This window comes from Roseibium sp. R5 (genome assembly GCF_055755305.1).
The window spans coordinates 513,332-527,169 of the sequence record NZ_CM146910.1; the positions used below are offsets into that span (position 1 = coordinate 513,332).

General features: G+C 58.0%; 14 protein-coding genes. 12 read left to right on the forward strand and 2 right to left on the reverse strand.

Features of this window, described 5'->3' with window-relative positions; genetic code table 11:
* The first annotated feature begins 43 nt into the window (after nucleotides 1-43).
* The 9 genes from AC0J4F_RS02390 to AC0J4F_RS02430 all read left to right on the forward strand — a co-directional run bounded on the left by AC0J4F_RS02390 (nucleotide 44) and on the right by AC0J4F_RS02430 (nucleotide 8,514).
* The gene (locus AC0J4F_RS02390; protein WP_133948913.1) at nucleotides 44-1,606 is read left to right on the forward strand and encodes a SpoIIE family protein phosphatase; all 1,563 of its coding nucleotides are present in this window, start codon (nucleotides 44-46) and stop codon (nucleotides 1,604-1,606) included.
* A 471-nt stretch (nucleotides 1,607-2,077) separates the two neighbouring features.
* Complete coding sequence (locus tag AC0J4F_RS02395) at nucleotides 2,078-2,323, forward strand: DUF6732 family protein (RefSeq protein ID WP_133948915.1); 246 nt, start codon at nucleotides 2,078-2,080, stop codon at nucleotides 2,321-2,323.
* An 89-nt stretch (nucleotides 2,324-2,412) separates the two neighbouring features.
* Entirely contained in the window at nucleotides 2,413-3,078 is a 666-nt protein-coding gene (locus AC0J4F_RS02400; RefSeq protein ID WP_473025311.1) for a precorrin-8X methylmutase, read from the forward strand.
* A gap of 1 nt (nucleotide 3,079) precedes the next feature.
* Complete coding sequence (locus AC0J4F_RS02405) at nucleotides 3,080-3,310, forward strand: hypothetical protein (protein ID WP_473025312.1); 231 nt, start codon at nucleotides 3,080-3,082, stop codon at nucleotides 3,308-3,310.
* Nucleotides 3,307-4,506, forward strand: coding sequence for a precorrin-6y C5,15-methyltransferase (decarboxylating) subunit CbiE (gene cbiE, locus AC0J4F_RS02410; protein ID WP_473025313.1), 1,200 nt, complete (start codon nucleotides 3,307-3,309; stop codon nucleotides 4,504-4,506). Before AC0J4F_RS02405 ends, cbiE begins: the two co-directional genes overlap by 4 nt.
* Nucleotides 4,503-5,228: a precorrin-2 C(20)-methyltransferase gene (gene cobI / locus AC0J4F_RS02415; RefSeq protein WP_473025314.1), complete on the forward strand. Its 726-nt coding sequence runs from the start codon at nucleotides 4,503-4,505 to the stop codon at nucleotides 5,226-5,228. The genes cbiE and cobI overlap by 4 nt, the downstream gene beginning before the upstream one ends.
* On the forward strand, nucleotides 5,198-7,042 hold the full coding sequence (gene cobJ / locus AC0J4F_RS02420) for a precorrin-3B C(17)-methyltransferase (RefSeq protein ID WP_473025315.1): 1,845 nt from the start codon (nucleotides 5,198-5,200) through the stop codon (nucleotides 7,040-7,042). The genes cobI and cobJ overlap by 31 nt, the downstream gene beginning before the upstream one ends.
* Nucleotides 7,039-7,812 carry a precorrin-4 C(11)-methyltransferase gene (cobM, locus tag AC0J4F_RS02425; protein ID WP_473025316.1) on the forward strand — a complete coding sequence of 258 codons (774 nt, stop codon included), beginning with the start codon at nucleotides 7,039-7,041 and terminating at the stop codon, nucleotides 7,810-7,812. The genes cobJ and cobM overlap by 4 nt, the downstream gene beginning before the upstream one ends.
* 72 nt (nucleotides 7,813-7,884) lie before the next feature.
* Complete coding sequence (locus AC0J4F_RS02430; protein WP_133948926.1) at nucleotides 7,885-8,514, forward strand: class I SAM-dependent methyltransferase; 630 nt, start codon at nucleotides 7,885-7,887, stop codon at nucleotides 8,512-8,514.
* On the opposite strand, the gene AC0J4F_RS02435 is transcribed toward AC0J4F_RS02430, so the two are convergent.
* Nucleotides 8,487-9,824, reverse strand: a complete 1,338-nt coding sequence (locus AC0J4F_RS02435) for a cobyrinate a,c-diamide synthase (protein WP_473025317.1) — start codon at nucleotides 9,822-9,824, stop codon at nucleotides 8,487-8,489. The genes AC0J4F_RS02430 and AC0J4F_RS02435 overlap by 28 nt on opposite strands.
* Nucleotides 9,814-10,680, reverse strand: a complete 867-nt coding sequence (cobA, locus tag AC0J4F_RS02440) for a uroporphyrinogen-III C-methyltransferase (RefSeq protein WP_133948935.1) — start codon at nucleotides 10,678-10,680, stop codon at nucleotides 9,814-9,816. The genes AC0J4F_RS02435 and cobA overlap by 11 nt, the downstream gene beginning before the upstream one ends.
* A 120-nt stretch (nucleotides 10,681-10,800) precedes the next feature.
* On the opposite strand from cobA, the gene AC0J4F_RS02445 reads away from it, so the two are divergent.
* From AC0J4F_RS02445 to AC0J4F_RS02455, 3 genes are all read left to right on the forward strand, one after another.
* Nucleotides 10,801-11,895, forward strand: coding sequence for a cobalt-precorrin-5B (C(1))-methyltransferase (locus AC0J4F_RS02445; RefSeq protein WP_473025318.1), 1,095 nt, complete (start codon nucleotides 10,801-10,803; stop codon nucleotides 11,893-11,895).
* Complete coding sequence (locus AC0J4F_RS02450; RefSeq protein WP_473025319.1) at nucleotides 11,885-12,640, forward strand: cobalt-precorrin-6A reductase; 756 nt, start codon at nucleotides 11,885-11,887, stop codon at nucleotides 12,638-12,640. Before AC0J4F_RS02445 ends, AC0J4F_RS02450 begins: the two co-directional genes overlap by 11 nt.
* Nucleotides 12,641-12,771: 131 nt before the next feature.
* Entirely contained in the window at nucleotides 12,772-13,830 is a 1,059-nt protein-coding gene (locus AC0J4F_RS02455; RefSeq protein WP_473025320.1) for a glycoside hydrolase family 5 protein, read from the forward strand.
* The last annotated feature ends 8 nt before the right edge of the window (nucleotides 13,831-13,838 follow it).

Consider the following 13,838-nt stretch of genomic DNA (forward strand, 5'->3'; position numbering starts at 1 on the left):
ACAGCCAAATTCAGATGGCACTTCAGAGAGCGGTAAACGCAGAATGCAGACCCACAACAGTTTGAAAACACTGGATCGCTTCTGGCTCAAATTCATGGACCGCCCGCTTGTCTTCGCAGTGGTTGTTCTGCTGGCGCTCGCTTTGTTGCCGGTCGCCGTTTGGATGGACCTGCGCACGATTTCCGACCAGTCTCTCCGCTCTCAAGCCATTGATCTCGACAAGGCAATCACCGAGATCCGGACGTACTACGCCCGCAATGTCGTCGGGCGCGTGCAAAGCGCAAGCGGTGACATTCAACCGACGCATGAATACCACGAACGGGATGGCGGAATTCCCATTCCAGCAACGCTGTCAATTGAGCTCGGGGACGTCATCGGCGATCAAGGTACGCTTGAATACCGGTTCGTCTCCGATTTGCCGTTCACAGAACGCGAGCCTTACGAACTCACCGCTTTTGAGCAAAAGGCCTTGGCTGACTTCCGGGAGACCCGGGATCCCAAGGACCTGGAGATCGGCTTCACGGGGTCCTTGTTCGACCGCCAGGTTCAAATCGCCTCTCCTGTATACATGGGAGCTTCATGTGTCGCCTGCCACAATACGCATCCTGAGAGCCCAAAAACGGACTGGGTGGTCGGCGATATCCGCGGCATCCAAGCCATCACGATTGACCAGCCCATCGCGGAAAATTTTTGGTCCTTCAAGTACTTGCTGACCTATTTCGCAGGCGCTGGTGCTTTCGGGATTGCATTTGCCGGTTTGCAATGGCGTCAGGCGTATCGTTTCCACAAGATGAACGGCGACCTGGAAGCGGCGAACTCTGAAATCAGCCACCTGAACGAACAGCTGGCTTCTGAAAATGTCCGTCTCGGAGCCGAAATTGAAGTTGCGCGGCAGATACAGATGATGGTCTTACCTACGCAAAACGAATTGGGTGAGATTGATCAGCTGGAAGTCGCCGCGTTTATGGAACCTGCCGATGAAGTCGGCGGAGATTACTACGACGTCCTGCAGCTAGGGGACCGCGTCAAAATCGGCATCGGCGATGTCACCGGCCATGGCCTTGAAAGCGGCGTCCTAATGCTGATGGTGCAGTCGGTTGCCGTCGCCCTTCAAGAACAGGGCCCGAGCGACCCAAAACAGTTTCTTGTTGCGCTCAACAATGCGATCTGCCGCAACATCAAACGCACAAAGACCGACAAGCACCTGACCTTGTGTTTCCTGGATATTGAACACGACAAACTGACGCTGACTGGCCAGCATGAAGAGTTGATACTGCTGCGGCGCTCAGGTGCCGTGGAAACGGTCGACACACTGGATCTTGGTTTTCCGGTTGGATTGGAAGACAACATCTCGGAATTCGTGCGCCCGCTGCCTATGCCCTTTGAGAACGGAGACACGGTTGTCCTCTATACGGACGGTGTTACAGAGGCGGAAAATACCAAGGGCGAGATGTACGGATTGGATCGGTTGATCGCGAGCACCAAGGACCATGGCCACAAGGACGCCGCACGGATGTTGGAGGCGATGATTGCCGATCTTAGATCGCATATCGGGTCGGCAGCGGTGTTTGACGACATCACTCTGCTCGTCGCCCGCCGCAGATAAGGAAAAAATTAGAGGACTTAGGAGTGGCGGATGACCAAATCAGCCACCCGCCGTTTCCAAACGCATCGGAGCGCTGGAAATACCGGCAAGACGCCGGCCTGAGCCCCTCCACAGGCTACGTAAAAACCCCTACCGCCTTTAACAGGCGTTGTAAATTGGCTGTTTGACGCAACTGATTGCAGGGCTCAGTTTCCTCACCAAATAGGTATGGCGGTGCCCGTCAATAACGTGTCGTTTTGATGCTTGATCACCGCAAGACCCTCCCGTACTGTGCGCCGATCTGACGGCGTCCTAATAAGGACTGAGAGAGATTCTGGATGCGGCTGACCCATACCGGGGGCCAATGCCGGAGCTGTTGAAGGCAAATCGCCCCGCATGCAGTCGAAGCTGCAGCCAAATCGGCGTGTCTTTCTTCCTTTCCGGACAGCCGCATTCTTGTTTGCCTAAACGGCACTATGATTGGAAGAGACCATGACCCACAGGATAATCCTGTCTGCCGTGTTCGCGTTATCAGCACCTTCAGCCGCATTTGCACACGCGGGCCACTTGGGCGAACTTGCTGGGCACGCACATTGGGCTGGTGCCGCTGCGCTTGCAGGTGCAGCTCTCATTGCCGGTGTCGTTGCTTGGGCGGGCCGGAAAGACAAGGACAATGCAGCCGACAGCGACGAAGCAGATGCTGAGCCCGCTGAAACTGCGGAAAATTCGGCGTCATAATCCAAAACGAGCTCCTACGAATTGCTGTTTTAGCGGCACCCGTATTTAGAATTACACTTGCCGCGCAACCCGATAACACGGACACCTGAGTGACGCTTTTGCCAGCCGATGACACGCCGCAATACGCATATGAGACGGACCCGGCGGCAATCTACCGCCAATCCTTTTCCATCGTGCGGCAAGAAGCAGACCTTTCGCATTTGCCAAAGGCCTTGCATCCAACGGCTGTCCGGTTGATCCATTCCTGCGGCATGACCGATCTACCACAAGATCTGATGTGGTCGGATGACGTTCTAGAAGCAGCACAAGCAGCTTTCTCGCAGAGTGCTTCGGTATTTTGCGATGTGGAGATGGTGGCGCACGGCATTATCAAGAACCGCCTCCCGGAAGGCTCCGAAGTCATCTGCACATTGAATGACTCATCTGTACGCGGCCTTGCATCTGAGCTCAAAACGACCCGGTCAGCCGCTGCTGTCGAGCTCTGGCGCGATCGGCTGGACGGGGCAATTGTCGCGATTGGCAATGCCCCAACAGCGGTATTTCATCTACTTGAGATGATTGCTGCAGGCGGACCGAAACCTGCGGTCATTCTTGGCTTTCCAGTGGGCTTTGTCGGCGCTGCGGAATCCAAGGATGCGCTGGCCAGCAATCCGTTTGGCGTTCCCTACCTTGCCGTCAAGGGCCGCCGAGGTGGCTCGGCCATGGCAGCCGCTGCTGTAAATGCACTTGCCGCCGGTTTGCCGGAAGAGGGGTGACATGACCATCGATGATCGCAAGCCCACACTGAAATCCGTCAGCAAACCACAAGCGTTGCGGTCCCGTGGATTTCTTTCCCAGCCGGGCGTTCACACCCCGTTCGAAGATGGATCTTCGGGCAAACCGAACATGTCTCGCGGCAAACGACAGCCGGTTGTGTCAGATGATGGAAAACCAGAACATTTGACCACCAAAGTCGCCATCCGGCCCTACAAACTGGGGGACACATGAACGCCCCCTGGCTGACCCTGATCGGACTGGGCGAAGACGGCTCCTTTTCGGCCGCCGCGCAAACTGCGCTGGACGGGTCGGAAATCGTCTATGGCAGTGCCCGCCACTTTGATCTGGTTCCGGGAATATTCGGCGAAAAGCGCCTGTGGCCCTCGCCGTTTGCCAAGGTTTTTGAGGACTTGGCAGCTCTGAAAGGCCGCTCTGTCGCCGTGCTCGCGACCGGTGATCCGCAGTGGTACGGAATTGGCTCCAGCCTCGCGCGGCATTTCCCGTCCGCGGAAATGACCGTTTTCCCGGCACCTTCCGCGTTCCAGCTGGCTGCAGCGCGTCTGGGCTGGGCGGTTCAGGAGTGCGAATGCCTTTCCGTTCACGGGCGGCCGGTTGACCGGCTGCGCTGCCACCTTTACCCCGGAGCACATTTGCTGGTTCTGACCAGCAATGGCCATGCGCCGCGCGAAATTGCCAAGCTGTTGCAAGATGAAGGTTATAGCGCGAGTCGCATGACCGTCCTTGAGCATCTTGGTGGTGAAAAAGAGCGGATTGTTTCGGGCATCGCGAAGGAATGGTCGGGAGACGCCGCTGACTTTCACACCCTTGGTATCGAAGTTGTTGCGACCTCCGGTACCGCTGTCCACTCTCGTGTTCCAGGCCTACCGGATGAGGCCTTCCGTCACGATGGCAAGATGACCAAACAGGAAGTGCGGGCGGTGACCCTCGCAGCACTTAAGCCCTATCCAGGTGCGCTTTTGTGGGATGTTGGCTCCGGGTGCGGGTCAGTGGCGATCGAGTGGCTGCGCGCAGCGGATCGAACAAAAGCCATTGGCCTCGAACCCCATAAAGAACGGCGATTGATGGCAGCGGAAAACGCGAGTTCCCTTGGCGTCCCCCATCTTGACCTGATTGATGCGACCGCGCCGGACGGATTGCACGGCTTGTTTGAGCCAGATGCGATCTTTATCGGCGGCGGCCTGACTGCGGACAACATGGTTGAAACATGCCTATCCGCGTTGAAACCTGGGGGAACCTTGGTCGCGAACGCTGTCACGCTTGAAAGCGAAGCAGTTCTCCTGAATGCCTATCAGCAACACGGCGGCGATTTGAAACGGTTGTCCGTTCAGCGCGCCAGCGCAGTCGGCGGGCTAACCGGATGGCGGCCGGCAATGCCGGTCACCCAGTGGAGTTTTGTGAAGTCATGAGCGGCACGCTCTATGGAATTGGTCTTGGACCGGGTGACCCGGAACTGATGACCTTAAAAGCGCATCGGCTGATTTCATCGGCCAGGGTGATTGCCTATCCAGCTCCAGATACCGGCGAGAGCTTTGCGCGGTCGATCGCAGCTAACACGATCCCGCAAGGCGCTCGGGAGATCCCGATTGTTGTGCCAATGCGCGTCGACCGCTTTCCTGCGCAGGAAATCTACGATAAGGCCGCTGTAGAAATCGCAGAGGTTCTGGAAACCGGTGAAAATGTAGTCGTGCTATGTGAAGGCGATCCATTTTTCTTCGGGTCCTTCATGTATCTGTTCGACCGCCTATCCGGACGTTTCCCGAGTGAAGTTGTGCCGGGCGTGACCTCCTTGACCGCTTGCGCAGCGCAGCTGATGCGGCCACTGACGTCCCGCAATGACGTTCTGACTGTCATTCCTGGCCCGCTACCCGATGTTGATATCCGCGCCAAGATCGAAGAAGCCCAGGCAGTTGCCATCATGAAGGTGGGCCGACATTTGCCGCGGTTGAAAGCACTTCTTGAAGACATGAACCTTCTCGACCAGGCCGGCTATGTAGAACGCGCAAGCCTGCCAGAGCAGAAGGTCTATCGGCTTCAAGATCTTGATACGGACAAAGCCCCGTATTTTTCCATGATACTCATCTACAAGGGAGACGAAGCGTGGACGCTTCCCCCATCCTTCTCGTCCTGAACCAAGCTGGTCTGGATACGGCCGAAGACATCGCCAAGCGGTTTTCGACGGCGCGCATCCATGGCCTTGCCGGCCGTGTACCGACCGCCGACACGCAGTTCAACGAGACGATTGAACACATTCAGATGCTGTTCAGGGCCGGACATCCGATCATCGGCTTTTGCGCCAGCGGCATTCTGATCCGGGCCCTGGCTCCGATCCTGTCAGACAAGCGGACCGAGCCGCCGGTTGTGGCCGTGTCCGAAGATGGCTCCAGCATCCTCCCGCTACTCGGCGGACATCGCGGGGCCAACGAATTGGCGCGCCTTCTGGCAAAAGCCCTTGGCGGCCATGCGGCGATCACCACCGCAGGCGACACCGCCCTTGGTATCGCGCTGGATGCACCGCCCAAGGGCTGGAAGCTCGCAAACCCGGAAGACGCCAAGCCGGTCATGGCTGAGCTACTGTCCGGCGCGCCGGTTCAGGTATTGGGCTCCGCAGACTGGTTGAAGCGGGACAAACTGACCATTTCCGAGGATGCCGAACTGACGCTTTTGGCAACCGATGAACCAGTCGACGGGACGCCAACTCGGCTTGTCTATCATCCGCAGCGGTATGTGGTTGGCGTCGGTTGTGCCCGCGGCTGTGATCCACAAGAACTGATCGACCTGGTTGACACACATCTCGCAGTTCAAGGTGTTGCAAAGGGCGCTGTCGCCTGTGTCGCAACCATCGACTTGAAAGCCGATGAGGCTGCCATGAATGCGTTGGCCGCCCATTTGGATGCCCCCTTACGTCTCTTCCCGGCGGAAACGCTGGAGCTTGAAAAGCCGCGCCTCAAGAACCCGTCGGAAGTGGTCTACTCTGAAGTGCGCTGCCATGGTGTGGCCGAAGGCGCAGCACTTGCGGCCGTTGGCCGCGAAGGCCGATTGGTGGTCGAGAAACAAAAGACCGCAAACGCCACATGCGCCATCACTCGTGCGCTGGAACCGCTTGACGGAATGACAGTTGGCCGTGGCCGCGGCCACTTGTCGGTGATCGGCATTGGCCCAGGGAAGGACGACTGGCGCACGCCGCAGGCAACCCGTCTTCTCGCCGCAGCGAGCGATGTCGTAGGATACTCGCTTTACCTTGAAATCGTCGCCTCTCACATCACGGGCAAGACCCACCACAATTTCCCTCTTGGCGCGGAAGAAGACCGCGTGCGGTTTGCGCTCGAAGAGGCAGGCAAAGGCAAGAACGTAGCGCTGATTTCGTCTGGCGATGCCGGTATCTACGCGATGGGAGCCCTTGTTTACGAACTTCTGGATCGCGACGCAGACAACGGCGGCGTGTCCGATGCCGCTAAACGAGTCAGCATCACCAACGCACCCGGCATCTCCGCCCTTCAGGCGTGTTCAGCGCAGATCGGCGCACCCCTCGGCCATGACTTCTGTGCGATCTCGCTATCCGATCTACTCACTCCATGGGAAGCGATCGAAAAGCGTCTCAACGCAGCGGCTGAAGGGGACTTTGTGATTGCTTTCTACAATCCAGTGTCAAAGCGGCGTCGGACACAATTGGCTGCTGCCAAGGAAATCCTGCTGAAACATCGACCGCCGGAAACGCCGGTTGTGCTCGGTGTCAATCTGGGCCGCCCGGAAGAAACCTTGCGCGTGCTGACACTGGCCGAACTTGAAGTGGATGATGTCGACATGTTGACGACAGTCATGGTCGGGTCGTCCAATTCGAAGGCGGTCAAACGGGGAGACGGCAGGAAGTTCGTCTATACGCCGCGCGGTTATGCAAAACGTATCGACGCCCCGAAAGACCAAAAAACGGAAGAAACCGCATGACCGTTCACTTCATTGGCGCCGGTCCCGGCGATCCAGATCTCATCACCGTTCGTGGCTTGAGGCTCATTCAGAACTGCGCCGTTTGTCTCTACGCAGGCTCGCTGGTGCCGGAACAGATTGTCGCTGCAGCGCCGGAAGGCGCGCGGGTGATCGACACGGCGCCTATGACCCTCGACGAGATTATTGCTGAAATCCAGACCGCCCACGAGAACGGCCAGGATGTGGCCCGTGTCCACTCCGGTGATCCATCGATCTATGGCGCGACGGCCGAACAGATGCGCCGCCTGGAAGCACTCGGTATCGACTATGATGTGACACCAGGCGTCCCGGCCTTTGCCGCAGCAGCCGCAGCGCTGAAAACAGAACTCACCATACCTGAAGTCGCGCAAACCGTGATTGTGACCCGGACGGCCATGAAATCCTCGGCCATGCCAAACAACGAGGATCTCGACACGCTTGGGAAAAGCGGCGCAACGCTTGCAATCCACCTGTCCATCCGGAACCTGCGCGAAGTCGAGCGGCAACTCGCGCCACACTACGGTGCAGATTGCCCGGTTATCGTTGCTTATCGTGTCGGATGGCCGGATGAGGCCTTCATTCACGGGACGTTGTCAACGATTGCGGAAAAGGTGCGGGCAGCAAAGATCACACGCACTGCGTTGACCTTCGTTGGTCACGCCTTGAAGCCCGGTCAGGATTTCAGAGACAGCGCGCTGTATGATGCAGATCACGTGCATGTCCTACGACCGAAGAAAAAGGCCAAAGGCTAAGCGCTTCGACAATTGCCTTTCACCACGCTGATCCCGTAGTTTTCTTTAGGAACATTTGACGGGAGACGCCGCGTGGCTGAACGAAATCCGCTTCTGGAACATGCGCTGTCGCTGAACGGTGACCCTCTCGCGATCCGGGAGTTCTATGCCAACTGGGTGCAGACCTACGACACGGATCTCCTGCTTGCGATCGGGTATGTCGCTCCGCAGGTCGCTGCTGAAGCTTTGATCCGGCATCTGGGTGACGGCAAATTGGTACTGGATGCAGGTTGCGGCACAGGACTCGTCGGGCTGGAGCTTTTGAAGCTCGACTATGAGCTCACCATCGACGGGATCGATATCACACCGGAAATGCTGGCTGCATCGCGCAAAAGCGGCGCTTATCGGAAACTGAATGAAGCCGACATGTGCGGCCCGCTGCATGAGATCGACGACGACAGTTATGATAGCATTGTCAGCGCGGGCGTGTTTACCAGCGGCCATGTTGGACCAGATGGGCTCGATGCACTGATCCGGATTGCCAAGCCCGGTGCTCCAATCGTCTTCACGGTACGGGACACCACATGGGACACTGACGGCTTTGCGCAGAAGATCGAGAAGCTTGAAACTGATGGCGTGGTGCGGATTGTCGATATCCATCTCAGCCCATATCACACAAAGGAAGACGTTTTCTGTCAGCTCTGTGTGCTGGAAGTCGTTTGATGGCGTGAAATCACATGCGCAAACGACCCCATCACGTTGTTTACGCGCAGCCCCATGTCGGGCAAGCCGTTCCCGGACGCATCACTTGCTGAAAACAGCCCATCGACGGCGCCCTCACTCACAACACTGGCATAGTGAAACTCGTGTGCTGCCAGCGAGCCTGACCATGGCGCACCCGTTTTTGGAGTGACAATCCGATAGCCGAGGTGCCGTTTGCGGGTTTGGAACGACGTTTCCAGTGGCAAAAGCCCAAGCATTTTGTGCCGGCAACCATGTGCGTCCACCAGCATGTCACCCAGGATCATGTAGCCGCCGCATTCGCCATAGATCAGCGCGCCGTTTTCAGCTGCTGCTTGCACTCCGGAAAGGAACGTCTGCGCCTCTGTGAGTTTGCCGGCATGGAGTTCGGGATATCCGCCCGGCAGATAGATTGCATCGGCATCAGACCTTGGCGCTTCGTTGGCGAGCGGCGAGAAAAACGAAATCTCCGCACCCATGCGCCGCCAATGATCCAGCAGATGAACGTAAGAAAAGGCGAAGGCGATGTCCTTGGCGACTGAGATCCGTTGTCCAAGAGGTGATGGAAGTTGGCGCAGTTCATCGTCATTTGTGGCGATGTTCTCCGCCAGCGTTTGAATTCCATTGAGATCCAGATGATCTTCACAAATGCGCGCCGCTGCGTCCAGAAAAGCCTCCAGTTCTGGATGTTCCTGAGCCTGAACCAAGCCGAGATGGCGTTCCGGCAGAACTAAGTCGCTCTTCCGCGGGATAGCCCCAAGGACTGCAATATCGAGGCCGCTCAGGGCTGCCCGCAGCATCTCTTCATGACGGGTGCTGCCGACCCGATTGAGGATGACACCGGTCACTTTCACATCGGAGCGGAAGTGTTTGAAGCCACTGACGAGCGCAGCAACCGATTGCGCCTGTTTCGCACAATCGACAACCAAGACCACCGGGAGCTGGAGTGCACTTGCCAGATCCGCAGCTGATCCCTTGCCATTTGCAGCGCCGTCGAACAGGCCCATGGCCCCTTCGGCGATAAGAAGATCGTGTGCAGCAGCGTGGGAACCCGCAAGCGTTTGCAAGGTGCCCTCACCCATCGCCCAGGCATCGAGGTTGAGGCAGGGCGTACCACTTGCAGCTTCATGGAACTTGGGATCGATGTAATCGGGTCCGGACTTTGCCGAGACAACGGACAGGCCCGCGTTTTTGAAAGCCCGCAGTAGGGCCAATGTCACGGTCGTCTTTCCAGCGCCAGAGGATGGCGCTGCGATCAGGAGTCCCCTCGATCCGCCTGGATTAACCTGCATCGGCCTGTCGGGTCGCCTCGCGCAGCCCGAGTGGATCGGGTGTCAGAACCTTCCCAGACAGGGCGCCCAGCCAGTCGAGCCCAGCGCGCAAACGGACAACTTCACCAACACAGACAATGGCGGGCGGGCTGAGACCAGCGCGCTTTGCTTCTTCTGCGCAGTTTCCGAGTGTCGTTTCCAGAACTTCTTGCCCGGCTAAGGACCCATTGCACACGATTCCCACAGGCTCATCCACCGAGCGTCCACCGGCAATCAGTTTGCTGGCGATCGTCTCAAGATGTTTCATTGCCATGTACATCACGATGACTGGAGAGCCTTGCGCAATACCGTCCCAGTTGATCGCATCCGGCGTCAGCCCGGTCTGATCATGTCCGGTAAGAAACGTCACAGCCTGATTGCAATCCCGGTGGGTCGCCGGGATACCGGCATAGGCCAACCCGCCAATTCCGGCAGTAATGCCCGGTATGATCCGGAAATGAACCCCGGCCTCGACCAGTCCAAGCGCTTCTTCCCCGCCCCGCCCAAACACAAAAGGATCGCCGCCTTTAAGGCGCAAGACACGTTTGCCGGCCCGCGCATAGTCGATGAGTTTGAGGGTGATGTCCCGCTGTTTCGGGCTCGGCTTGCCACCGCGTTTGCCCGCATAATCGAGCACAGCTCCAGGCCTTGCCCAGCTCAGAATGCTCTGATCCACAAGCGCGTCGTAAACAACCACGTCCGCCTGCCGCAACCCATTGACCGCGTGCAGCGTCAATAGGCCAGGATCCCCAGGCCCCGCTCCGGCCAGCCAGACCCATCCGGCTTCGAATTCCGGCAGAGACTGTGCAGGCAATGTCAGGTGTTGTTCAGACTGCATGAATCTTGTTTACAGCGGGGATAGAAAAGCGCCAAGTCCTTCGCCGGTATAAAGCTCTCCGAATGCGACATTTCATCTCTCGATCTGCGCATTTTTGAAAAACTCGGTTATAGACAATTCATGGTCAGACCTGACGGCAAAGAATTGCGGCGCGGCTGGACGACGGGGGCATGTGCTACGGCGGCGGCGAAGGCTGCCTACCAGGCTTTGCTCACGGGTACGTTTCCGGATCCGGTCGAGATAACCTTACCGCAAGGCAGAACCACGGACTTCGTTCTGACCCGCCACGCATTGGCTGACGGATGCAGCTTAGCCACGATTACGAAAGATGCGGGCGATGATCCGGATGTGACTCATGGCGCCGAAATCACGACAACTGTCAGGCTTCTGCCAGAGGGAAGCGGTGTCCAGTTCAAGGCCGGGGCCGGGGTTGGCACTGTTACCCGGCCCGGCTTACCGATCCCGCCGGGTGAACCAGCAATCAATCCGGTGCCCCGTCAGATGTTGCAAACAGCCATTGAGGAAGTGACCCGCCTTTGCGGCGGCACAGGCGATGTCGAGATCGAAATCTCGATTGCCGGCGGCGAGGAATTGGCTTTGAAAACCATGAACCCGCGCCTTGGCATCGTTGGCGGATTGTCGGTCCTCGGAACAACCGGGATCGTGCGCCCGTTCTCCTGCGCAGCGTGGATCGCATCCATCCATCGCGGGATCGATGTCGCGCGTGCAACCGGGCTTGAGCATGTCGTGGGCGCAACAGGCTCTATGTCGGAAAAGGCCGTGCAATCCCGTCATGACCTCGACGACAGCGCCTATCTCGACATGGGCGATTTTGCCGGCGGGCTCCTGAAATACCTGCGCAGTCACCCGGTCCCGAAAATCACCATGGCCGGGGGCTTTGCCAAGTTCACCAAGCTTGCCCAAGGCGCGCTCGACCTGCACTCGGCCCGGAGCTCGGTCAGTTTTGAGTTCCTTCAGGACTTGCTTCGTGAGGCCGACGCCCCAACCAGCCTCATCGCCCATGCTGGAACATCGAATACGGCGAAGGAAGTACTCGATATGGCGGCGGCAGAGGGGATCAATCTGAGCGCGCCTCTTGCAAAGCGTGCAAAAACAGCGGTTCGAACAGTTCTGCGGGATGCGCCTGTCGACGTGGAAGTGCTTGTCGTCGACCGTCAAGGGCACATCATCGGGGAGTGCGGATTTGACGGCTGATCAAACGCACATCCTGCTGCTGGCCGGGACCTTTGAGGCCCGCGTGCTTGCAAAAAAACTCCAGGAAAGGTTTCGAGCTGTTCGCCAGACAGCGTCCTTCGCGGGTGCCGTGAAAGATTTGCCGGATCTTGGTGTTCCAACGCGCATTGGCGGGTTTGGCGGAATTGAGGGGCTTTGCCGATACCTTCAGACCGAGAAGGTTTCGCTCATCATCGATGCAACACACCCGTTCGCAGCTCAAATAAGCTGGAACGCCTTCCATGCGGCGGAGCGTGAGGGCGTTGCGATCCTCCGGCTCGAGCGACCTGCCTGGCAGCAGGCGCCAAATGATCTTTGGCATCCGGTTGCCTCCATGGATGACGCCGCCGATGCGATACCCGATGGGGCCCACGCTTTTCTGGCCGCCGGGCGCAAGGAAATCGCAACGTTTTACCGGCGCGGCGATATCATCGGCACCGCCCGGATGATCGAACCACCTCCCGCTCCCTTGCCGGACCACTGGTCGCTCGTGCTCTCGCGTCCGCCCCAATCGGCTGAAGAAGAAGTCGAGCTGTTCCAAGAAAAAGGCATTACCCACGTGGTGACCAAGAACAGCGGCGGAACGCGAGCCTATGCAAAAATCGAGGCCGCGCGGCAGATGCAGCTCCCGGTCATAATAGTGGACCGGCCCGAACTGCCGTCAACGGATACTGCAGCTACGGTCAACGACGTGCTCGACTGGACCGACAAGTTTCTAAACACGTGATCCCGCGGCCGAGATTTCCAGGAGAACCAGCAAGCCGCAAACAACAGGTTTTTCTTGCAGGCGAACCAATTATCGCGCTTTAGTTGCGCATCAATAACCTTACACCAGATCACGCGATCGGCAGATGTTTGATGAACACGCTCAATGCCGCCCTGGCCACTGCCTCGATCCTGCTTTTGATATTGACCGGCACTATCACAGCATCAAGCGCTCAGGAACGGACCTGCCTGCGCGGTGTCAATATCGCCGGTGCCGAGTTCGGCGGCTATGAAGGGCCCTACGGCGAAAGCTACATCTATCCTTCAGATGCAACACTAGCGTGGGTGGCCTCCCGGAAAATGACCGTAATCCGTCTTCCGTTCCGCTGGGAACGTCTCCAGCCGGAGCTACATGCGGCACTGGATCACGCTGAGCTCGCCCGCCTCAAGAAGACGGTGGCCAACGCCAAACAACACGACCTAACAATCATTTTGGATCCGCACAATTTTGCTGAATACCGCGATGTGAAAATCGGTCAGGAACCAGTGACGGTGGAGGCCTTCGCAGATTTCTGGCGCAAACTTGGCTCGGAATTTTCCGGTGACCCGCGTGTCCTCTATCTTTTGATGAATGAGCCGGAGGGTGTCATCGCAACCACGTGGTTCAAGGCCACCCAGGCCGCAATTCTTGCGATCCGGGGCGTTGGTGCGGACAACCTCGTTCTTGTTCCCGGCACTATTTGGACCGGGGCCTCTCATTGGTTCGATGATATGCCCGAAGGATCCAATGCTGACGTCTTCAAGGGCATCGCAGACCCAGCCAACAACTTCGCCTTCGACATTCATCAGTATCTGGACACGGATTTTTCCGGCAGGAACGCCACCTGTCCTCGGACCACTGACGCCCTGAAGGCCCTTGAAGCGGTGACGAGATGGATGCGGCAATCCGGATTTCAGGCGCATCTTGGCGAGTTCGGCGGGACCGCGTCCCCCGATTGCCTGGATGGCCTTGCAGAAGTGGCGGCATACATCAACAGCGAGAGCGACGTCTGGATCGGTTGGACAGCCTGGGCCGCCGGTGACTGGTGGGGAGACTACGCCTTGTCCCTCCAGCCACAAGGTAGCATCGACACCCCGCAGATGACGGTTCTAAAGCCGTATTTGACCGCGTCAGATGGGTCCTCCGCAGTCTGCGGTGGAGCTCCACACTAGGTTTGAGA